Here is a 15,761-nt window from a genome sequence, read left to right on the forward strand (position 1 = left end):
ACCGACCATGAAATTCACGAACACCCTCGACGCTGGCGGCTTCAAGCTCACGCAGCTCGCTGACGGGACCAACCCGCAGGACGCGGTCACGCTGGCGCAGCTCAATTCGGCAGTGCAAGGCTACGCATGGAAAGCCCCGGTGCGCGCAGCCACCACGGCCAACATCACCCTGTCCGGTGCGCAGACCATCGATGGCGTGAGCGTGATTGCAGGGGACCGCGTGCTGGTGAAGAACCAGAGCACGGGCAGCGCCAACGGCATCTACGTGGCCGCATCGGGCGCCTGGGCGCGCGCCACGGACATGGATGTGGCTGCGGAATTCCTGGGTGCGGCTGCGTTCGTTTCCGAAGGCACGACCCTGGGGAATACGGTGTGGCTGATGAGCACCGACGGCCCCATCACCGTGGGCTCGACCGCGCTGGTGTGGACGCAGATCGGTGGCGGCTCCAGCTACACGGCAGGCAACGGCATCACCATCAGCAGCGGCGTGATCGCGGTGGATCCTGCCGTGACCGCCCGCAAGTACAGCGCCACCATCGGCGACAACGTGAGCACCACGCTCACCGTCACCCACAACCTGAACACCGTGGACATCATCCTGGGTGTGCGTGTGACCAGCACGAACGAGGCTGTGATTGCGGATTGGGTGGCCAACGGCGTGAACACCGCCCAGGTCACGTTCGGCACGGCCCCGACCACCGGCCAGTACCGCGTGACCGTGGTGGGGTAACCAGTGAAGCACCTTGGCCTCTATTCTGCGAGCACGGATGTCGCTACCAAGGCGCAGATCGACGCGAAGCAGGATATCCTGACCACGGGCTCTGTCGCGCTCAGTCTGCTGGCTCAAGGCGGGGCCACGACTGGCCAGGTAGTGACATGGAACGGGACCGCCTGGGCGCCTGCAGCCGGTGGCGGTGGTGGCGGCACGGCCGGCAAGCACATGATCCCCGTGACGGCGGGGTCCATGGGCCCCAGCCAGACAGGTGGCTGTTCTCCGCTGGCCACCATCGCCAGTGCGGCCAATCAGCCCGACATCGTGTCGCTGAACTTCAGCCAGACCACCCAGCAGTTCGCACAATTCGCCATCCCGCTCCCCAAGCGCTGGGACCGGGGCACGATCACCGCGCGCTTTCGTTGGAGCCACCCCGCGACTACCACCAATTTCGGCGTGGTGTGGAGCCTGCAGGCCGTGGCCGTGAGCGACAACGAGGCCATCGCCGTGGCCTACGGAACCGCCCAGCAGATTGCAGACACAGGCGGCACTACCAGCCGCCTGTACGTGACATCGGAGACGCCGGCCATTACCGTGGGTGGATCGCCTGCTGACGGCGACACCATTTTCTTTCGAGTCGCGCGCGTGCCCGCAGATGCGTCCGACACCATGGCAGTCGCCGGCCGACTTCATGGACTGGACCTGTTCATCACCACGAACGCGGAGAACGACGCATGATGCTGCTGCAGGCCGGGCAGTTCGGCCTCACCCGCAACGTGCTCAATCCAGGACTGCCGCCGTCTGTCGTGGCTGGCGGAACGCTTTGGTTCGACGCCTCAGACCCGGCAACGCTATATACCCCCGCGTGGCCTGCTGGTGGCGGTTCGCTGGTGTCTTCGAGCGGTCAGGAAATCGGGGCAGCCGTCAACAAGGTGAATTCCGGCAACGGCATGTTCGCCGCATCCAGCCCACGCCCGGTCTATACGACAGGGGCGCTCAACGGCTACAGCGTAGCTGTCTTGGACAACATCGGCTCGGGCGGCACGCCAATGTTCATCACGACCACGACCGCCGCCGCGAGCGTGGCCGCCTCGTCCTTCGTGACCACCACCATCAAAAACATCGTGGTGGCTGTCAAGGTGGATTCTGCCGATGCAGACACTGGCACGGCCTACACCAACCGCATGATCGTCGGAGAGGGTGCCGGGTACTTCGGGCTGCATGTCAGCGATCCGGGTGGCGGGGTGAACCTCACGGCCCACGCCTTCAATTATTCGGGTGGCATCCAGGAAGCCACGCTGACCTTCCCGAAGTCAACTTGGGTCGTGCTGACCTTCTCACACCAGGCAGGCAACGTGCGCGTGCGCCTCAATGGCGGCACCTGGGCGACGATTGCCAGCGGCACGACCGATTCCCTTGCCCAGCCCCTGCAAATCGGGGCCAACGGCTTTGTTACCTTGGTGGACATGGAAATCGTGCAGATGATGGTCATGAACACCACCCAGACCGATGCGACGCTGGCGTTTTGCGAGCAGTGGATTGCCAACGAGATGGGCTTGACGCCGTGGTGGTGAGCGCCCCCCCGGTAGGGTTCGCGGGCGCTGCCTGGCCCCGGAACACTGCGGGGCATGAAGAACGAAACCATCGACCAACTCGGAGCTACTGGCAGCAAAGCCATTGCCACCGGTGCCGGGCTGACCAGCTTCGGGTGGCTTACTTCCAATGAGTTCCTGGGCCTGGTGGGCGCCTTCGTCGCCATCGCCGGCCTGTGTATCACCTGGTACTACAAGCGCGAGTCCAACCGGCGCCATGCTGCCGAGCATGAGCTGCGGATGGCGCGGCTGCGGCGCGGGATGAATTCCGGCACCGACTGGGGCCAACTGGGCGCCGACGATGACTGATCGCGCCCGCGTCATAAAGGTTGCCGGCGGCGCCCTGATCGCCGCATCGGCCGCCGTCTTCGGCATCCTGAATACCTGGGAGCCCGACCAGCGCGACCCGGGCCTCGTCTACGCCGACAAGCTTGCCAACGGCCTGCCCACCGTCTGCAAGGGGATCACAAAGCACGTGACCACCACGCCGGTGATCGTGGGCCAGCGGTGGACGCCCGAGCGCTGCGCCCAAGAAGAGGCCGCTGCCATCGAGAAGGTGCAGCGCGCCCTGGCGCCGTGCTTCCGCATCCATCCGCCTCAGGCCGTCTTCGACATGGCCACCTCCCATGCCTGGAACAACGGCGTCGCGGCCACCTGCAGCAGCTTCGCCATGGGCAGCTGGAACGAGGGCGACTGGGAGCGCGGCTGCCGGCGGCTGAGCCTGTCCGATGACGGCAAGCCCGTGTGGTCCTACGTGCGCACAGGCCGCCTGCTGCCCAACGGGAAACCTGAAATGCGCTTCGTCCAGGGCCTGGCCAACCGCCGCGCCGACGAGACGCGCCAATGCTTGGAGGGCCTGCCTAAATGAGCCTCAACGTCTTGATCGTCGCCGGCCTGCTGCACATCACAGCGCCGGCCACGCCCGCCCCCGAACAGTACCGCGCGACCGCCTTTGCGCTGCCGGGCCAGGAACTCGCGTGGCGCGGCTGGGATGGCTGGGTGAACCCGGCCTATTGCTTCGAGCGCTGCGGCACTGTGGCCGGCCAGGACAACGTGCTGCTGGCCGGCGGGCTGAGCCTGCAGGACGCGGCGGACGTGCAGCTGACCGTGTGGCGCCTGGCTGGCGACCGCTGGGTGCAGGTGATGCACTGCGCGAACTTCTTCACCGGACCCTGGTGCGGAAAGTGGGGCGCGCCATGAAACGCTGGGTTGGGCGCCATGCGCCAGATATCGCGCTGTGGTTCGGAGGTTTGAGCTTGCTGGCCGCAGTGGTAGTGAGCGCTTGGGACGGCCCGAAACTGCCGGACGAGGTGAAGGCCTGCCGCCTGTTGGACGTAGCCATGCAGGAAGCCGACATGGCTGAAGGCTGGTACCTCGAAGCTGGAAAGGTGCTGGGCGGGCACTGCGGCATCAAGGAGGCGCCCGTCGAGGCCGAGCGCAAGGCCTGCTTCGCGCGCCGCAAGAACGACAACACCATCGACTGCGAATAGGCCGCAACGATGCTCTACACCCACGTCGCCGCCCTGATCCTCGGCGGGGCCATTGCCGCCACCACCGCATGGCAGGTCCAAGACTGGCGCCTCGGCGGCCAGATCGCATCCCTCAAGGCCACCCACGCCACCGAACTCGCCCAGGCCAAGGAGGCGGCCCTGGCCACCGAGCGCACCAACGCCGCCAAGTACCAAGGAGCCCTGAATGAAGCACGCACCCGTGAAGCTGCCCTGCAGCGTGATGTTGGCCGCGCTCGCGCTGAGTCTGACGGCCTGCGCGACCAAGCCGCCGACGCAGCCCGTCGCATCGCCACAGCTGCCCCCGCCGCCGTCGCTGAGTACGCCAATACCGTCTCTGAGCTATTCGGCGAGTGCAGCCGAAGTTATCAAGGCATGGCGGAAGCGGCTGACCGCCACGCTGATTCTGTCAGATTGATGCTCGACGCTTGGCCTTCAAACCATGCGCGCTGACCTTCGCAGTCACATCACCGCTGGTGTCTTTCGCCCATCGGTAGATGGTGCGCTCAGGGATGCCATGCCGCGAGGCCGCTTCTGCGCAGGTGCAGACTTCGCCGAACACCACGACACGGCGCTTGTTCCGTCGATTGGCGGCCTGCTCAGCGTCGGTCGCCCAATGGCAATTCGCCCTCGTGTAGTGGCCTTCGACGTCCTTCCGCTCGATGGAGTCCTTATCCAACCGGGGCCCCATGTCCGACAGGAACTGCTCGAACGAGGAGCGCCACTCTGCGCACACGGTGATGCCTCGCCCGCCATAGTGTTTGAAAGACTCGTTCCGAGGGTTTGTGCAGCGCTGGATCATGCTGGACCAGCAGATGTACTCCGGGCTGGGCCCTGTCAAAGGGTGATGCCCGTGCTTCACGTTCATGGGATGCCGCACCGGGCGGAGCCTGTTCTTCTCGGCGATCAAGCAGCCGCAGCTCCGGGTTCCCTTCTTGTAGGTCAGCAGTCGAGCTTTCACGACCGCTTGCTTTCCGCAATCGCAGTCGCACTCCCAACGAAATCCATCTCCGGGCTTCAACGATGGCAACCGCGTACGGGCAACCAGTTTGCCGAATCGAATGCCGGAAAGGTCTCTGATGGTCATGGCGAAATTTTAGATTTTTGCGCTCCTGATGTCCGCCCTATTTACAACGTTTGACAAGTGAAGGATTCCCCATGAAAACCATCCTCATCACAGCCGCCGCCCTGGTGCTGGCCGGCTGCTCCAGTTTCAAGCTGGGCGCCATCTGCTACCTGCCGCACGGCGTGGCCGGTGAGTGCCGCATGGCAACGGTGCCCCAGGTGCGGCCCGCTACCCCGGCCGGCGCGCCACTCTGAAAGATCGCAATGACCGACAAGACCACTGAACTCGAGATCCTGGCCAAGGGCCTGACTGCACCGCGCGTCACGCCGGCCGATATCAAGGACGCAGTCGCCAGCGCGCACTACTTCGTGGTGAGCGATGCCATACAGCACCCGAACGCGGTGCACGAGTACGGGGAAGGAGGCTGGCGACTGGGCTCCACGCAGCTGCTGACCATCTGCGTGCTGCAGCTGCAAAACGGCTTCACCGTCACGGGTGAGAGCGCTTGCGCAAGTCCCGAGAACTTCGACGCCGAGATGGGCCGCAAGATCGCGCGCCAAGCCGCCGAGCAGAAGATCTGGCCGCTGCTGGGCTACGAGCTCAAGACCCGCCTGCTGCAGCCGGACCAGATCCCGCCCACGAACTTCCACCTCTGACCGATTGCCCGCTACGGCCAGGGCCTTCCGCCGCGAGCCGCGGCACCACCTTCACCAACTGGAGTTCCCATGCGTACCACCTCCCGCCTGTTCGCCATCGTCGCAGTCGCAGCCATGGCAGCCGCTTCCGCCTTCGTGCACCACACCGAGCGCATCGTGTCGGCCACCGTGGCCTTTGCCGCCCGGTCCTTTCGCTTCGCCGTCGACCTGGTGCTCGCGGCACCGCTCAAGGGCCAGGCCGAGACGAAACCGCGCGTGGTTCTGGTAGCCGCCCGGGCCTTCGTGCTCAAGCAGATGCAGCGCACCCGACCGCTGTTCACTGCGCGCTGGCGCATGTGCCCATCCGCGTGACCTCCTGAACCCCTGAAAAGCAAAAGCCCCTCGCGCAATGCCAGGGGCTTTTTTATGTGCAGTGTTCGGCCACATAGTGCTTGCGCAACTCCAATAACTGGAGTAAAGTTGCATCCAAGGTGGTCGCAGTGATCACCCCGGCGCCTCCCGGCAATGAGGGGCAAGGAAGAAAAATGACCGCAATCAGCTACATCTGGGCCGCTGAACAATCCGAACCCGGCGCCAACGGCATTCGCTATACGGCAACCAACACAAGCGCACGGCCGGCGGCCATCGCGCCTGTGCAGGCTCATGCCGGACTGGTGCACGCCGAAAGCCTGTTCGGCGATTGGCAACTCATCGGCACGGCCAAGGGCGCGTGCTACAGCAACGATTACGGCTCGTTCATTGAGCTGGACACCCCTGCCAATGAGGGTGCGCCGGTCGAGGTCGAGGAAGTCGTGCGTTTGAACTGGTACTCGGCCGCCCGATGAGCAACAGAGACCGCCTTGTCGTGACGATCGGCGGGCCCTGGGCGCTGTACCAGCGCGCAGCATTGCCGGGCTGGAAGATGCTGGGAACCGTGCAGCGTGGGTTGGAGATTGGAGCCCTGGCGCGCAGTCCGACTGGGCAGCTCGCGCAAATCAACAGCGGGTCTGTGCGATCCATCGACCAGCGCAAGGCGGAAGCCGCAATTGCCGCAGCGCAGGCCCCATCCCATGACGCCTGACGATCTCCGCGCCTGGCAGGCCGCCATGGGCTACGCCTATGCCCAGGCCCACGCAGCCCTTGGCGTCAGCAGTTCTACTTATGCCAACATGCTGGCCGGGTCCAAGATCGACCGGCGCACGGCGCTGGCCTGTGCTGCGCTGGCGGCTGGCCTGGAGCCCTGGGCGCCAGTCAAGCCGTAGCCGGCTGCTGCAGGGGTATCTCCACCCCATCCACGCTCACGAGGACGCCAGGGCTTGCCGGGTCTTCCACGATGGGCGTGCCCCAGAACCTGTTGCGCTCGGGCTTCTCGTGCCCAGCGATGCCCACGCCTCCAGTCGCGCGCTGGTACTCGAATTCGGTGGCCTGCGCCGGGCTCAGCGTCAGCTGCTTTGGGTACTGGTTGTTGTGTGCTGTCCAGTGCGCCCTGAACGCCTGGATGATGTCGGTGTAGATGGGCATGGCGGGGATTGTCGCAGCGCGAAATCCGTGGGGACGAAAATCCGGAAAAATGCTTGCCGCCGTGCTTATAAATTAAGCAAGTATTCCCGTCAATCCACCGCAAACCCGCGCCAATCCTCAAATGCGGCATCAGATTGTGATTCCTGTTGTCGTGGGTTCGAGCCCCATCAGCCACCCCAGATAAAAAACAAACCCGCCAGTGCTGTGAAGCGCTGGCGGGTTTTGTCTTTTGCAGGCCCCTGCAGCCACCTTTTCGGGTCATGGCGCTGGTGCGGGCCGGGTGCTAGAGTTCATTTCACAAGGGGAGGGTGAACCTCCCCAGGAGGTGATGTACGTGAACCGGATGATCATCGTCGGCACGGCACTGGCGCTGGGCTGCCTGTTGTTGGTGGCCGGGGGCGGTGCGCTCTACCGCCACGCCGTGGTCCTCCCCGGCGAGCAGGCCGACCAGCAGGCCCTGGAAGCCCACCAGCGCACCGAGGTCTACGCCCGCGAAGTGGACCGCACTGTCAACTACGCGCGCTGCCTGGGCGCCGTCGGCTCGGGCTCCAGGGCCACGCAGGCCGAGCACTGCCAGAAGCTGGGGCAGGGCGCAGGCTGCGAGCTGCCGCAGGACATGGCCAGCGCCGTGGGCCGCCAGCATGAGCGCGGCGAGGTGCAGTGCTTCAATGAGGCGAAGATTGGCTTGTAGGCGGCTGCCCACCAAGCCCACCAAGGCCAGGTGCTGCAGGTTGCATGCAATGGCGCATGCCTGTCGAGCGCAGCAGGTACGCTGATGGGTCTTGCCGACCCCTCCAAAAAAGCCCGCTGTCGCTTCAAGGGCCCCCAAGCGCTACCGTGACTCGCCGGGCCCCTCGCCGGTCTTCTGCGGGGTCGACTACAGGCAGTCTGAATACGGCTGCATGATCTGTCCTTATGCCGTGCTGCGCGGTAGCGCCAATGGAACCGGCTGTTCGCTATTCGCTATTCGCCAGCAGAACCACGGGCCCTCCAGGTCTTGCCGAGTGTCGCCTTATGGGCAACAATCGTCGCTCAATGAGCAACAATTCTTCCTTGATGGACCTGCTGTTCCCTGGCACGCGCCAGCGCGTGCTGGCAGTGCTGTTGCTGCAACCGCAGTCGGCCTGGCACCTGCGGGAGCTGGCGCGCCTGACCGGCAGCCATGCGGGCACGTTGGCGCGCGAGGTGGACAAGCTGGCCCATGCCGGCCTGTTGCTGCGCAGTGAGCAGGGCAACCAGGTGCGCTACCAGGCGAACAGGGTCCATCCGCTGTTTGACGACCTGGCGGCACTGTTTCGCAAGACGCATGGCGTGGTGCCTGCCGTGCGCGAGGTGCTGGCGCCGCTGGACGCACAAATCCAGTTAGCGCTGGTGTTCGGCTCGGTGGCGCGTGGCACGCCCTCGCCAGGCAGCGATGTGGACCTGCTGGTACTTGGCCACGTGGGTTTCGTTGCGCTAGCGCAGGCGGTGTATCCGCTGCATGCAGCGCTGGGCCGCGAAGTGAACTCGGTGCTGTACACCCCCGAAGAGTTTGCGCAGCGCGTGCGCGATGGTGATGCGTTTGCGCGTGACATACTGGCCAAGCCAAAGCTGTTTGTGAAGGGAGGGGCTGATGAGCTTGCAGAACTTGCTGGCGATAGGGCGCTTGCAGGCCCACCAGCCTGATGCGGCGGGCATTGCCAAGCTGCTGCAGGCAGCGCGGCGCAACCTCGCCGATGCGGGCATTGCGCAGGTCAGCCCCGACAACCGCTTCGATGCGGCCTACAAATGCATCATGCAGTGCGCGATGCTGGGTTTGTGGGCCAACGGCTACCGCACATCGACCAGTCAACCAGGTCACCACCAGACGGCCATTCAGAGCCTGGGCCTGACGATAGGCCTGGCGCAGCCAGACATCATCGTGCTCGACGCGCTGCGCAGGCAGCGCAATGTGAGCGACTATGAGGGGGACCCCGTTTCGACAGCCACGCTGCAGGCCTGCATCGACCAGGCCGCACAGCTTCTGTCCCGCGTCGAAAGCTGGCTCCGCGCCCACCATGCCCATCTAGTCCACTGAAGCCGCAGCGCCAGGCAGGCCGCTTCGAGCGCGACATCTGCGCCTACCCCGCACCCACCTTGCGCAGCAACCCCGGCGAGACCTTCCAGCCCTGGCCTTCGTCGGTGCGCACGCTGGCTGTCTTCTTGTTCAGGCGCTGCACGATGCCCTGCTTGACGCTGCCATCGGTGGCGGTGAACTGCACCCGGTCGCCTTCGGTGAACTGGGCCAGCGCTACCGTGCTCTTGGCCTGGGCCAGCAGGTTCAGGCGTTCGATCACCATGCGGTTGAGGTAGAGCAGGTCTTCTTCGCCCATGTGGCGCAGGGCCTGCGTGAACAGTTCGCGGTCCACAATGGTGTGCTTGGGGCTCGTCGTCATCGGTGCATGTCTGTGCCGCCCGACGGGGCGGTTCTGGCCGATTTTATGGCAGTGGGGCGGCCTCAATGGATGGCTACGCACCCTGCAGGCGCTGGCCCCATTGCTCCACCCACGGCCCGGCCATCGACAGCACCATCATCACCCAGGCCACGGCGGCAAAGCGCCCGGGCCAGGCGGCGGGCGAGCGCCCCTGCCGCAGGGCCCCATGCAGCGCGCAGGCGGACAGCGCAAACGCCATGGGGATGGCCCAGGCCGACACCCAGGCCAGCACGGGCTGCCGGTCGGCAAAGATGGCCGGGTGGGCGAGGGCGAAGACCATGAGGCAGGCGATCTGCAAGGCGGGTTGCCGCAGCAGGTAGGCGGCGGGGGCGTTGGGGCTGGCGATGGCGGCTGAAGTGACTGCGGGCTTGCTGCGCATGGGTGGGGGGATCTCCTCGCCGCAATGTAGCAGCGGTGCGGGCTCTGATACCCGTTTGGGCGGCGTTTGTGGCGAACGGACACGTTGGTTACACAAGGCCAGGGATCGCTGTCGCGGACGATTGGGGAGCTGCGGCTGATCACCTCTGCGCGACCCTTGGCGATGGCGGTGCGAAGCCCCTTGAAATGCGTTATGTACCATTGGTAAGTTACCATGGGTATATAGCAACCTACAGGGCTTTCGCCATGCACGCACTCATCGTCGTCTCGCATCCCGACCCGGGCTCCCTCACCCACGCTGTGGCCGAGCGGGTATGCCATGGCGTTCAATCCGCAACCGCACCAGGCAGACACACGGCCGAGCTCGCCGACCTGGCCGCAGAGGGGTTCGATCCCCGTTTCAGCGAGGCCGACGTGGCCCTGCACCTGAAGCAGGCGCCACCCCCGGCGGACGTGGCGGCCGAGCATGCTCGGCTTGCGCGGGCCGATGCGCTGGTGCTGGTGTTCCCGGTGTACTGGTGGTCGTTTCCGGCCCTGCTCAAGGGCTGGATCGACCGGGTGTTCACCCAGGGCTACGCCTATGAAGAGGGGACGGACGGCAAGCTGGCGAAGAAGCTCGGGCACCTTCAGGTGCACTTGCTGGGCATTGGCGGCGCCGACATGGGCACCTATGAACGGCACGGCTATTCCGAAGCCATGAAGACGCAGATCGACCATGGCATTTTTGGCTACTGCGGCGCGCCGGTGGCCAGCTCCAGGCTGCTGCTACAGTCGTCGCAGCAGGACATGGCGGCAGCGCATCTGGCGGCAGCGCGGGAGCTGGGCAGTTGCCTGTTTCCACCCTCGTCCTGAGCATTCCCCTTTTCCCCTCATCTCGTCCGCATGCCCCGCAAACCCATCGCTGTGCCGCCGCCAGAGCACGCACCCCGCCGCCGCATGGCGCGGAGAGAGCGTGCGCGGCAGTTGCTCGATGTGGCGTGGACGCTGCTGCGCACCGAGGGCGCCGACGCCCTCACGCTCGGGCGCCTGGCCGAAGAGGCCGGCGTGACCAAGCCCGTGGTGTACGACCATTTCGGCACGCGCGAGGGGCTGCTGGCCGCGCTCTACCAGGACTTCGACGGGCGCCAGACGGCGGTCATGGACGCTGCCATCGCCGCCGCGCGCCCCAGCCTGAGGGACAAGGCCGGAGCCATCGCCGCGGCCTATGTGCAGTGCGTGCTCACGCAGGGCAGCGAGATACCCCAGGTGCTGGCGGCGCTGCAGGGCTCGCCCGAGATGGCCGCCGTCAAGCGCCAGTACCAGGAGGCCTTCATCGCCAAGTGCCAGGCCATTCTGGCGCCGTTTGCCGGCGAGCACGGCCTGGCGCGCGCCGGGATGTGGGCCATGCTGGGTGCGGCTGATGCGCTGTCGGATGCGGCGGCGGGTGGGGATATCACCGATGCACAGGCGCGCGATGAATTGCAGCAGACCATCATGGCCATGGTGCGGCGCAGCGCTACGCAGCGCTGAGCGGCTAACAAAACTCTGAGCCCGGCGGCTGATCCGAGGCGTGAGGCTTTGGAAGGGCGTCAATCCGCCAATGCGCAGGCGTGCCGCAGGATCTCGTCCTTGAGCCAGAGCACGGCCGGGTCGGCGTTGGAGCGCTCGGCCCAGCACACGTACAGGCGGTAGTCGGGCAGCTCCACGGGAAGGGGTGCGCTGCCGAGCTGGCTGGCGTAGTGCTGGGCCACGCGGCGCGGGAACACGGCGATCAGCTCGCTGGCGCACATCAGGTCCACCATCTGGCTGAAGGTGGCCACGGCGGCCTGCACGTGCCGCTCGCGGCCCTTGCGCGAGAGGGCCTGCTCGACGGTGTCGTCCAGCACCGAGCGGGTCTGGCCCAGCACCAGGTGCGGTGTGGTGCAGAAGGCATCGAGCGGCATGGGCGACGAGGCCAGGGCAGGGTGGCCGTGGCGCGCCACGACCACGTAGCTGTCTTCGTACAGCAGCGTGGATTCGACACCGGTGGCCGGCGACAGCCGCGGGTGCAGGCCCACGTCCACATCGCCCTTGCGCAGGCGCTCGGTGAGGCGGCCGTAGTCGGCCAGCTCCCACGACAGGCGCATGCGCGAGCCGCGCTGCGAGAGCTCGGTGCACAGCAGCGGCAGCATCACGCGGCAGGTGTGGTCGCTGCCGGTGATGCGCAGGATGCGGTCGGAGGTGGCGGGGTCGAACGCCTGCTCCAGGTTCATCAGCTTGTGCATCTCGTTGAGCACCGCCTCCACGCGTGGCGCCAGGGCCAGTGCGCGCGGCGTGGGCACGATGCCGTGGCCGGTGCGCGTGAACAGCGGGTCGTCGAAGACCTCGCGCAAGCGCTTGAGCGATGCGCTCACCGCCGGCTGGCTCAGGAACAGGCGCGCAGCCGCGCGCGACACGCTGCCCTCGCGCAGCAGCGCATCGAAGGTGCGCAGCATGGGCAGGTCCAGGCCCCGGATATCAGACTGGGCCATATCAGCTATCCAAACGTTTGAATTGATCCATATCGGGTTGTCTCCTATCGTACCGGCACCCAACGAAAACAACGGAGACAAGACATGAAGAAGAATGCTGGCAACAGCCCGGATGGACTGCGCGTGCGCAGAAGAACCATGGTGGCGGCCATGGGCGCGGCCCTGACACTGCCCGGAGCGGCTGCATGGGCGCAGCAGGCCGCTGCGGCCGCCTTCCCTGCGCGGGTGATCCGCATCGTGCCCTTCGGCACGGCGGGCGGCCCCATCGATGCCATTGCCCGCGTGTATGCCGACAAGCTGCAGCAGCGCTGGGGCCAGAGCGTGATCGTGGATGCCAAGCCGGGGGCCAGCGGCATCATTGCCGCCGATGCGGTGGCCAAGGCCGCGCCCGACGGGCACACGGTGATGCTGACCCTGCCGCTCACGCACATCAACAACGCGATCCTGCAGCCCAAACTGCCGTACGACCCGGTGAAGGACTTCGAGCCCATCTCGCAGCTGGCGCTGGGCGGGCCCATGCTGGTGGCACGGGCCGATGCGCCGTACAGCAACGTCAAGGAGTTCGTGGCCTTCGGCAAGCAGCAGAAAAACCTCACCTACGGCACCTGGGGCAATGGCTCGGCCGCGCACCTGATGGCCGAGCTGCTCAAGCGCCAGACCGGGCTGGCGCTGATCCACGTGCCCTACAAGTCCGAGTCGGCCGCGCACAACGACCTGTTCGGCGGCCAGCTGGACTTTGCCTGGGCCAACCCGGCCACGGCGCGCGCCCAGGTGCAGGGCGGGCGCATGAAGGTGCTGGGCATCGCGGCCAGCGGGCGCGTGTCGTCGCTGCCGGATGTGAAGACCTTTGCCGAGCAGGGCTTCGCCGGCTTCGATCTGGACAGCTGGATCGGGGTGTACGCCCCCGCCAAGACGCCGCCCGCCGTGCTGGGCAAGTGGAACGACGCGCTGCGCGAGATCACCAAGATGCCCGACGTGCGCGACAAGCTGGCGAGCTTCGGCTTCGAGCCGCTGGGCAACACCGCCGCGCAGTTCAAGGCCAGCTATGCGGCCGACTACCCGCGTGTGGCTGAGCTGATCAAGGCCGCCGGCGTGACCGCTGATTGATGGACCGCTATCCCTCGATGGATTTCCCGAAAGACCGAACCATGAACCCCAGCACCGCACCCAGGGTGATCCCTATAGCTGTCGACACCGGCACTGCCTACGGCCTGCCCGCGCCCAGCTCCAACACGACCCTGGCGCAGGTGGGCGCGGGCACGCCCATGGGCGAGCTGCTGCGCCGCTACTGGCACCCCATCGGCCTGGCGGCCGATGCCACCGACACGCCGAGCAAGGTGCGCGTGCTGGGGGAGGACCTGATCCTGTTTCGCGACAAGGGCGGCCGGCCCGGCCTGGTGTACCCGCACTGCGCGCACCGGGGCACCTCGCTGTATTACGGCAAGGTGGAAGAGCGCGGCATACGCTGCTGCTACCACGGCTGGCTGTTCGACGTGCAGGGCCACTGCGTGGAGCAACCCTGCGAGCCCGAGCTGGGCCGCGCACGCGGCAAGGTGCGCCAGCCCTGGTACCCTGTGCAGGAGCAGTACGGCCTGGTCTGGGCCTACCTGGGCCCTGCTGACAAGAAGCCCGTGCTGCCGCGCTACGAGGCGCTGGAGCGGCTGGACGAAGGCGAGCTGCTGGAGGCCAACGACGCCAGCATCGGCGGCGGCGGGCCGGCCATCGTGCCCTGCAATTGGCTGCAGCATTACGAGAACCTGGTGGACCCGTTCCACGTCGTCGTGTTGCACTCCACCTTCAGCGGCACGCAGTTCGTCGAGCAGATGGCGCAGATGCCCCTGGTGACCTGGGACACCGTGCCCCTGGGCGTGCGCACCACGTCCATCCGCGCCATGCCCGACGGCAAGGTGTTCCGGCGCATCAGCCAGGCCGGGCTGCCCACGCTGCGGGTGATACCGAGCCCCCGGCTGGGGCGCTATGGGCGTGTGGAATCGCTGGGCTGGATACTGCCCATCGACGACCACCACTTTCGCATCTACGTGGTGGGCCGCGTGCAGGAGGTGGGCGAGCTGGCGCGCATGCGCTCGCGCATGAATGGCAAGCTGTGGGAGGAGCTGACCGAGGCCGAACACCGTGCCATGCCCGGTGACTACGAGGCCATGGTGAGCCAGGGCGCCATCGCCCACCACTCCGAAGAGCACCTGGCCACGACGGACCGCGGCATCGTCATGCTGCGCCGGCTGCTGCAGCAGCAGGTGGACAAGGTGCAGCGCGGTGAAGACCCTGCCGGTGTGAGTTTTGACCCCGATGCGCCGCCCGTGGTGTTCGATGCAGGCAACTATCTCGAAGAAGCATGAGCATTGCCAGCGACGAGACCTTTCCCGTGCGGGTCGCCCGCAAGCGGCAGGAGGCGCAGGGCATCGCCAGCTTCGAGTTGGTGCACCCCGAGGGGCAGGCGCTGCCGCCCTTTTGCGCCGGGGCGCATGTGGACGTGCACCTGCCCGGCGCCACCGTGCGGCCGTATTCGATCTGCAGCCCGCCTCACGAGCGCTCGCGCTACCGGCTGTGCGTGCTGCGCGAGCCCGCCTCGCGCGGCGGATCGAGCACGCTGCACGATGCCGTGGCCGAGGGGGACATGCTGCGCATCGGCCGCCCGCGCAACCTGTTCGCGCTGGCCGAGGGGGCCAGCCACCACCTGCTGCTGGCCGGGGGCATCGGCATCACGCCGCTCTTGAGCATGGCGCATGCGCTGGCGCACGAGGGGGCCAGCTTCGCCTTGCACTACGCGGTGCAGGCGCGCGAGCGCGCAGCGCTGCTGGCAGATATCGACGAGGCGGGCCTGGCGCCGCACACCACGCTGTACTGCAGCGGTGCCCGCGCAGGCACGCGCATGGACATTGCCGCCCTGGTGGCCGGTGCGCCGGCCGGCACCCATGTGTATGCCTGCGGGCCCGCGCGCTTCGTGCAGGCGGTGCAAGAGGCGGCGGCTGCCCAGGGCTGGGCCGGCGAGCGGGTGCATGTGGAGCGGTTTGCTGCCGAGGCAGTGCACCACGACGGCGATGCCGCTTTCGAGCTGGTGCTGGCCCGCTCGGGCCGCGTGGTGCCCGTGCCTGCCGGCCGCACGGCGGCCGAGGCGCTGGCCGATGCCGGCGTGGCCGTGCCCACCTCGTGCGAGCAGGGCGTGTGCGGCACCTGCCTGCTGCGCGTGACGGCCGGCCGGCCCGACCACCGCGACCTGTACCTCTCGCCCGGGGAGCAGCAGGCCAACGACCAGTTCCTGCCGTGCTGTTCGCGCTCGCTCACGCCGCGGCTGACGGTGGATTGGTGAGGTGCCCGCGGCCTGCCGCGTTGCAGGCCGTGTCTTGAAGGGCTTTCTCCTGGCGGCCTTCCAGCCTGGGCGGATGGGC

27 protein-coding genes are annotated in these 15,761 nt (G+C 66.8%); 22 read left to right on the forward strand and 5 right to left on the reverse strand.

Annotated features, from left to right (window positions below; genetic code table 11):
* The first annotated feature begins 7 nt into the window (after window positions 1-7).
* From ACSQ3Y_RS14265 to ACSQ3Y_RS14300, 8 genes are all read left to right on the forward strand, one after another.
* A complete protein-coding gene (locus ACSQ3Y_RS14265; RefSeq protein ID WP_436177758.1) occupies window positions 8-730 on the forward strand; it encodes a head decoration protein in 723 nt (240 codons plus the stop codon).
* A gap of 141 nt (window positions 731-871) precedes the next feature.
* Window positions 872-1,450 carry a hypothetical protein gene (locus ACSQ3Y_RS14270; protein ID WP_436177759.1) on the forward strand — a complete coding sequence of 193 codons (579 nt, stop codon included), beginning with the start codon at window positions 872-874 and terminating at the stop codon, window positions 1,448-1,450.
* Entirely contained in the window at window positions 1,447-2,286 is an 840-nt protein-coding gene (locus tag ACSQ3Y_RS14275) for a hypothetical protein (RefSeq protein WP_436177760.1), read from the forward strand. Before ACSQ3Y_RS14270 ends, ACSQ3Y_RS14275 begins: the two co-directional genes overlap by 4 nt.
* A gap of 54 nt (window positions 2,287-2,340) precedes the next feature.
* Window positions 2,341-2,613, forward strand: coding sequence for a holin (locus ACSQ3Y_RS14280; RefSeq protein WP_436177761.1), 273 nt, complete (start codon window positions 2,341-2,343; stop codon window positions 2,611-2,613).
* Entirely contained in the window at window positions 2,606-3,172 is a 567-nt protein-coding gene (locus tag ACSQ3Y_RS14285; RefSeq protein ID WP_436177762.1) for a lysozyme, read from the forward strand. The genes ACSQ3Y_RS14280 and ACSQ3Y_RS14285 overlap by 8 nt, the downstream gene beginning before the upstream one ends.
* The gene (locus ACSQ3Y_RS14290; RefSeq protein WP_436177763.1) at window positions 3,169-3,504 is read left to right on the forward strand and encodes a hypothetical protein; all 336 of its coding nucleotides are present in this window, start codon (window positions 3,169-3,171) and stop codon (window positions 3,502-3,504) included. The genes ACSQ3Y_RS14285 and ACSQ3Y_RS14290 overlap by 4 nt, the downstream gene beginning before the upstream one ends.
* Window positions 3,501-3,794, forward strand: a complete 294-nt coding sequence (locus ACSQ3Y_RS14295; RefSeq protein WP_436177764.1) for a hypothetical protein — start codon at window positions 3,501-3,503, stop codon at window positions 3,792-3,794. Before ACSQ3Y_RS14290 ends, ACSQ3Y_RS14295 begins: the two co-directional genes overlap by 4 nt.
* A gap of 9 nt (window positions 3,795-3,803) precedes the next feature.
* Complete coding sequence (locus ACSQ3Y_RS14300) at window positions 3,804-4,265, forward strand: hypothetical protein (RefSeq protein ID WP_436177765.1); 462 nt, start codon at window positions 3,804-3,806, stop codon at window positions 4,263-4,265.
* Here ACSQ3Y_RS14300 and ACSQ3Y_RS14305 read toward each other — a convergent pair.
* Window positions 4,222-4,899: a hypothetical protein gene (locus tag ACSQ3Y_RS14305; protein ID WP_436177766.1), complete on the reverse strand. Its 678-nt coding sequence runs from the start codon at window positions 4,897-4,899 to the stop codon at window positions 4,222-4,224. The two genes, ACSQ3Y_RS14300 and ACSQ3Y_RS14305, sit on opposite strands and share 44 nt — an antisense overlap.
* 71 nt (window positions 4,900-4,970) lie before the next feature.
* Between ACSQ3Y_RS14305 and ACSQ3Y_RS14310 the strand changes: the two genes are divergently transcribed.
* The 6 genes from ACSQ3Y_RS14310 (at window position 4,971) to ACSQ3Y_RS14335 (ending at window position 6,775) form a co-directional block, all read left to right on the forward strand.
* Entirely contained in the window at window positions 4,971-5,132 is a 162-nt protein-coding gene (locus tag ACSQ3Y_RS14310) for a hypothetical protein (RefSeq protein WP_436177767.1), read from the forward strand.
* A 9-nt stretch (window positions 5,133-5,141) separates the two neighbouring features.
* Entirely contained in the window at window positions 5,142-5,534 is a 393-nt protein-coding gene (locus ACSQ3Y_RS14315; RefSeq protein ID WP_436177768.1) for a Gp49 family protein, read from the forward strand.
* 69 nt (window positions 5,535-5,603) lie between these two features.
* On the forward strand, window positions 5,604-5,885 hold the full coding sequence (locus ACSQ3Y_RS14320; RefSeq protein WP_436177769.1) for a hypothetical protein: 282 nt from the start codon (window positions 5,604-5,606) through the stop codon (window positions 5,883-5,885).
* Between the two features lie 173 nt (window positions 5,886-6,058).
* Complete coding sequence (locus ACSQ3Y_RS14325; protein WP_436177770.1) at window positions 6,059-6,358, forward strand: hypothetical protein; 300 nt, start codon at window positions 6,059-6,061, stop codon at window positions 6,356-6,358.
* Window positions 6,355-6,594, forward strand: coding sequence for a hypothetical protein (locus tag ACSQ3Y_RS14330; RefSeq protein WP_436177771.1), 240 nt, complete (start codon window positions 6,355-6,357; stop codon window positions 6,592-6,594). The genes ACSQ3Y_RS14325 and ACSQ3Y_RS14330 overlap by 4 nt, the downstream gene beginning before the upstream one ends.
* Window positions 6,584-6,775, forward strand: coding sequence for a hypothetical protein (locus ACSQ3Y_RS14335; RefSeq protein WP_436177772.1), 192 nt, complete (start codon window positions 6,584-6,586; stop codon window positions 6,773-6,775). Before ACSQ3Y_RS14330 ends, ACSQ3Y_RS14335 begins: the two co-directional genes overlap by 11 nt.
* On the opposite strand, the gene ACSQ3Y_RS14340 is transcribed toward ACSQ3Y_RS14335, so the two are convergent.
* Window positions 6,765-7,034 carry a hypothetical protein gene (locus ACSQ3Y_RS14340; RefSeq protein ID WP_436177773.1) on the reverse strand — a complete coding sequence of 90 codons (270 nt, stop codon included), beginning with the start codon at window positions 7,032-7,034 and terminating at the stop codon, window positions 6,765-6,767. The two genes, ACSQ3Y_RS14335 and ACSQ3Y_RS14340, sit on opposite strands and share 11 nt — an antisense overlap.
* Window positions 7,035-7,368: 334 nt before the next feature.
* Between ACSQ3Y_RS14340 and ACSQ3Y_RS14345 the strand changes: the two genes are divergently transcribed.
* The 3 genes from ACSQ3Y_RS14345 (at window position 7,369) to ACSQ3Y_RS14355 (ending at window position 9,090) form a co-directional block, all read left to right on the forward strand.
* Window positions 7,369-7,725, forward strand: coding sequence for a hypothetical protein (locus ACSQ3Y_RS14345; RefSeq protein WP_436177774.1), 357 nt, complete (start codon window positions 7,369-7,371; stop codon window positions 7,723-7,725).
* Between the two features lie 344 nt (window positions 7,726-8,069).
* Window positions 8,070-8,699 carry a nucleotidyltransferase domain-containing protein gene (locus tag ACSQ3Y_RS14350; RefSeq protein ID WP_436177775.1) on the forward strand — a complete coding sequence of 210 codons (630 nt, stop codon included), beginning with the start codon at window positions 8,070-8,072 and terminating at the stop codon, window positions 8,697-8,699.
* Window positions 8,647-9,090: a DNA-binding protein gene (locus ACSQ3Y_RS14355; protein WP_428001424.1), complete on the forward strand. Its 444-nt coding sequence runs from the start codon at window positions 8,647-8,649 to the stop codon at window positions 9,088-9,090. The genes ACSQ3Y_RS14350 and ACSQ3Y_RS14355 overlap by 53 nt, the downstream gene beginning before the upstream one ends.
* A gap of 43 nt (window positions 9,091-9,133) precedes the next feature.
* Here the strand turns inward: ACSQ3Y_RS14355 and ACSQ3Y_RS14360 are convergent, their stop codons facing one another.
* Both ACSQ3Y_RS14360 and ACSQ3Y_RS14365 read right to left on the reverse strand, forming a co-directional pair.
* On the reverse strand, window positions 9,134-9,448 hold the full coding sequence (locus ACSQ3Y_RS14360; protein ID WP_436177776.1) for a hypothetical protein: 315 nt from the start codon (window positions 9,446-9,448) through the stop codon (window positions 9,134-9,136).
* A 73-nt stretch (window positions 9,449-9,521) separates the two neighbouring features.
* Complete coding sequence (locus ACSQ3Y_RS14365; protein ID WP_057200906.1) at window positions 9,522-9,866, reverse strand: hypothetical protein; 345 nt, start codon at window positions 9,864-9,866, stop codon at window positions 9,522-9,524.
* Between the two features lie 245 nt (window positions 9,867-10,111).
* On the opposite strand from ACSQ3Y_RS14365, the gene ACSQ3Y_RS14370 reads away from it, so the two are divergent.
* Complete coding sequence (locus ACSQ3Y_RS14370; protein ID WP_436177777.1) at window positions 10,112-10,717, forward strand: NAD(P)H-dependent oxidoreductase; 606 nt, start codon at window positions 10,112-10,114, stop codon at window positions 10,715-10,717.
* A gap of 30 nt (window positions 10,718-10,747) precedes the next feature.
* Window positions 10,748-11,374 (forward strand): TetR/AcrR family transcriptional regulator, encoded by a 627-nt coding sequence (locus tag ACSQ3Y_RS14375; protein ID WP_436177778.1) that lies wholly within the window; start codon window positions 10,748-10,750, stop codon window positions 11,372-11,374.
* Between the two features lie 59 nt (window positions 11,375-11,433).
* On the opposite strand, the gene ACSQ3Y_RS14380 is transcribed toward ACSQ3Y_RS14375, so the two are convergent.
* Complete coding sequence (locus ACSQ3Y_RS14380) at window positions 11,434-12,354, reverse strand: LysR family transcriptional regulator (RefSeq protein ID WP_436177779.1); 921 nt, start codon at window positions 12,352-12,354, stop codon at window positions 11,434-11,436.
* Window positions 12,355-12,438: 84 nt separating this feature from the next.
* Between ACSQ3Y_RS14380 and ACSQ3Y_RS14385 the strand changes: the two genes are divergently transcribed.
* Genes ACSQ3Y_RS14385 through ACSQ3Y_RS14395 form a run of 3 tightly spaced genes read left to right on the forward strand, consistent with a single transcriptional unit; the run spans window position 12,439 to window position 15,682 of the window.
* The gene (locus tag ACSQ3Y_RS14385) at window positions 12,439-13,461 is read left to right on the forward strand and encodes a Bug family tripartite tricarboxylate transporter substrate binding protein (RefSeq protein ID WP_057269238.1); all 1,023 of its coding nucleotides are present in this window, start codon (window positions 12,439-12,441) and stop codon (window positions 13,459-13,461) included.
* 41 nt (window positions 13,462-13,502) lie between these two features.
* A complete protein-coding gene (locus tag ACSQ3Y_RS14390) occupies window positions 13,503-14,711 on the forward strand; it encodes a Rieske 2Fe-2S domain-containing protein (RefSeq protein ID WP_428001421.1) in 1,209 nt (402 codons plus the stop codon).
* Window positions 14,708-15,682, forward strand: a complete 975-nt coding sequence (locus ACSQ3Y_RS14395; protein ID WP_436177780.1) for a PDR/VanB family oxidoreductase — start codon at window positions 14,708-14,710, stop codon at window positions 15,680-15,682. The genes ACSQ3Y_RS14390 and ACSQ3Y_RS14395 overlap by 4 nt, the downstream gene beginning before the upstream one ends.
* The last annotated feature ends 79 nt before the right edge of the window (window positions 15,683-15,761 follow it).

The sequence above is a fragment of the Acidovorax sp. LjRoot66 genome, assembly GCF_964253305.1.
GTDB lineage: Bacteria > Pseudomonadota > Gammaproteobacteria > Burkholderiales > Burkholderiaceae_C > Acidovorax.

Excerpts from the sequence above, each read along its gene's own strand:
- ACSQ3Y_RS14265 (WP_436177758.1), top strand. The coding sequence starts at position 8 with ATGAAATTCACGAACACCCTCGACGCTGGCGGCTTCAAGCTCACGCAG.
- ACSQ3Y_RS14275 (WP_436177760.1), top strand. The coding sequence starts at position 1,447 with ATGATGCTGCTGCAGGCCGGGCAGTTCGGCCTCACCCGCAACGTGCTC.
- ACSQ3Y_RS14280 (WP_436177761.1), top strand. The coding sequence starts at position 2,341 with ATGAAGAACGAAACCATCGACCAACTCGGAGCTACTGGCAGCAAAGCC.
- ACSQ3Y_RS14285 (WP_436177762.1), top strand. The coding sequence starts at position 2,606 with ATGACTGATCGCGCCCGCGTCATAAAGGTTGCCGGCGGCGCCCTGATC.
- ACSQ3Y_RS14290 (WP_436177763.1), top strand. The coding sequence starts at position 3,169 with ATGAGCCTCAACGTCTTGATCGTCGCCGGCCTGCTGCACATCACAGCG.
- ACSQ3Y_RS14295 (WP_436177764.1), top strand. The coding sequence starts at position 3,501 with ATGAAACGCTGGGTTGGGCGCCATGCGCCAGATATCGCGCTGTGGTTC.
- ACSQ3Y_RS14300 (WP_436177765.1), top strand. The coding sequence starts at position 3,804 with ATGCTCTACACCCACGTCGCCGCCCTGATCCTCGGCGGGGCCATTGCC.
- ACSQ3Y_RS14305 (WP_436177766.1), bottom strand. The coding sequence starts at position 4,899 with ATGACCATCAGAGACCTTTCCGGCATTCGATTCGGCAAACTGGTTGCC.
- ACSQ3Y_RS14310 (WP_436177767.1), top strand. The coding sequence starts at position 4,971 with ATGAAAACCATCCTCATCACAGCCGCCGCCCTGGTGCTGGCCGGCTGC.
- ACSQ3Y_RS14315 (WP_436177768.1), top strand. The coding sequence starts at position 5,142 with ATGACCGACAAGACCACTGAACTCGAGATCCTGGCCAAGGGCCTGACT.
- ACSQ3Y_RS14320 (WP_436177769.1), top strand. The coding sequence starts at position 5,604 with ATGCGTACCACCTCCCGCCTGTTCGCCATCGTCGCAGTCGCAGCCATG.
- ACSQ3Y_RS14325 (WP_436177770.1), top strand. The coding sequence starts at position 6,059 with ATGACCGCAATCAGCTACATCTGGGCCGCTGAACAATCCGAACCCGGC.
- ACSQ3Y_RS14330 (WP_436177771.1), top strand. The coding sequence starts at position 6,355 with ATGAGCAACAGAGACCGCCTTGTCGTGACGATCGGCGGGCCCTGGGCG.
- ACSQ3Y_RS14335 (WP_436177772.1), top strand. The coding sequence starts at position 6,584 with ATGACGCCTGACGATCTCCGCGCCTGGCAGGCCGCCATGGGCTACGCC.
- ACSQ3Y_RS14340 (WP_436177773.1), bottom strand. The coding sequence starts at position 7,034 with ATGCCCATCTACACCGACATCATCCAGGCGTTCAGGGCGCACTGGACA.
- ACSQ3Y_RS14350 (WP_436177775.1), top strand. The coding sequence starts at position 8,070 with ATGAGCAACAATTCTTCCTTGATGGACCTGCTGTTCCCTGGCACGCGC.
- ACSQ3Y_RS14355 (WP_428001424.1), top strand. The coding sequence starts at position 8,647 with ATGAGCTTGCAGAACTTGCTGGCGATAGGGCGCTTGCAGGCCCACCAG.
- ACSQ3Y_RS14360 (WP_436177776.1), bottom strand. The coding sequence starts at position 9,448 with ATGACGACGAGCCCCAAGCACACCATTGTGGACCGCGAACTGTTCACG.
- ACSQ3Y_RS14365 (WP_057200906.1), bottom strand. The coding sequence starts at position 9,866 with ATGCGCAGCAAGCCCGCAGTCACTTCAGCCGCCATCGCCAGCCCCAAC.
- ACSQ3Y_RS14370 (WP_436177777.1), top strand. The coding sequence starts at position 10,112 with ATGCACGCACTCATCGTCGTCTCGCATCCCGACCCGGGCTCCCTCACC.
- ACSQ3Y_RS14375 (WP_436177778.1), top strand. The coding sequence starts at position 10,748 with ATGCCCCGCAAACCCATCGCTGTGCCGCCGCCAGAGCACGCACCCCGC.
- ACSQ3Y_RS14380 (WP_436177779.1), bottom strand. The coding sequence starts at position 12,354 with ATGGCCCAGTCTGATATCCGGGGCCTGGACCTGCCCATGCTGCGCACC.
- ACSQ3Y_RS14385 (WP_057269238.1), top strand. The coding sequence starts at position 12,439 with ATGAAGAAGAATGCTGGCAACAGCCCGGATGGACTGCGCGTGCGCAGA.
- ACSQ3Y_RS14390 (WP_428001421.1), top strand. The coding sequence starts at position 13,503 with ATGAACCCCAGCACCGCACCCAGGGTGATCCCTATAGCTGTCGACACC.
- ACSQ3Y_RS14395 (WP_436177780.1), top strand. The coding sequence starts at position 14,708 with ATGAGCATTGCCAGCGACGAGACCTTTCCCGTGCGGGTCGCCCGCAAG.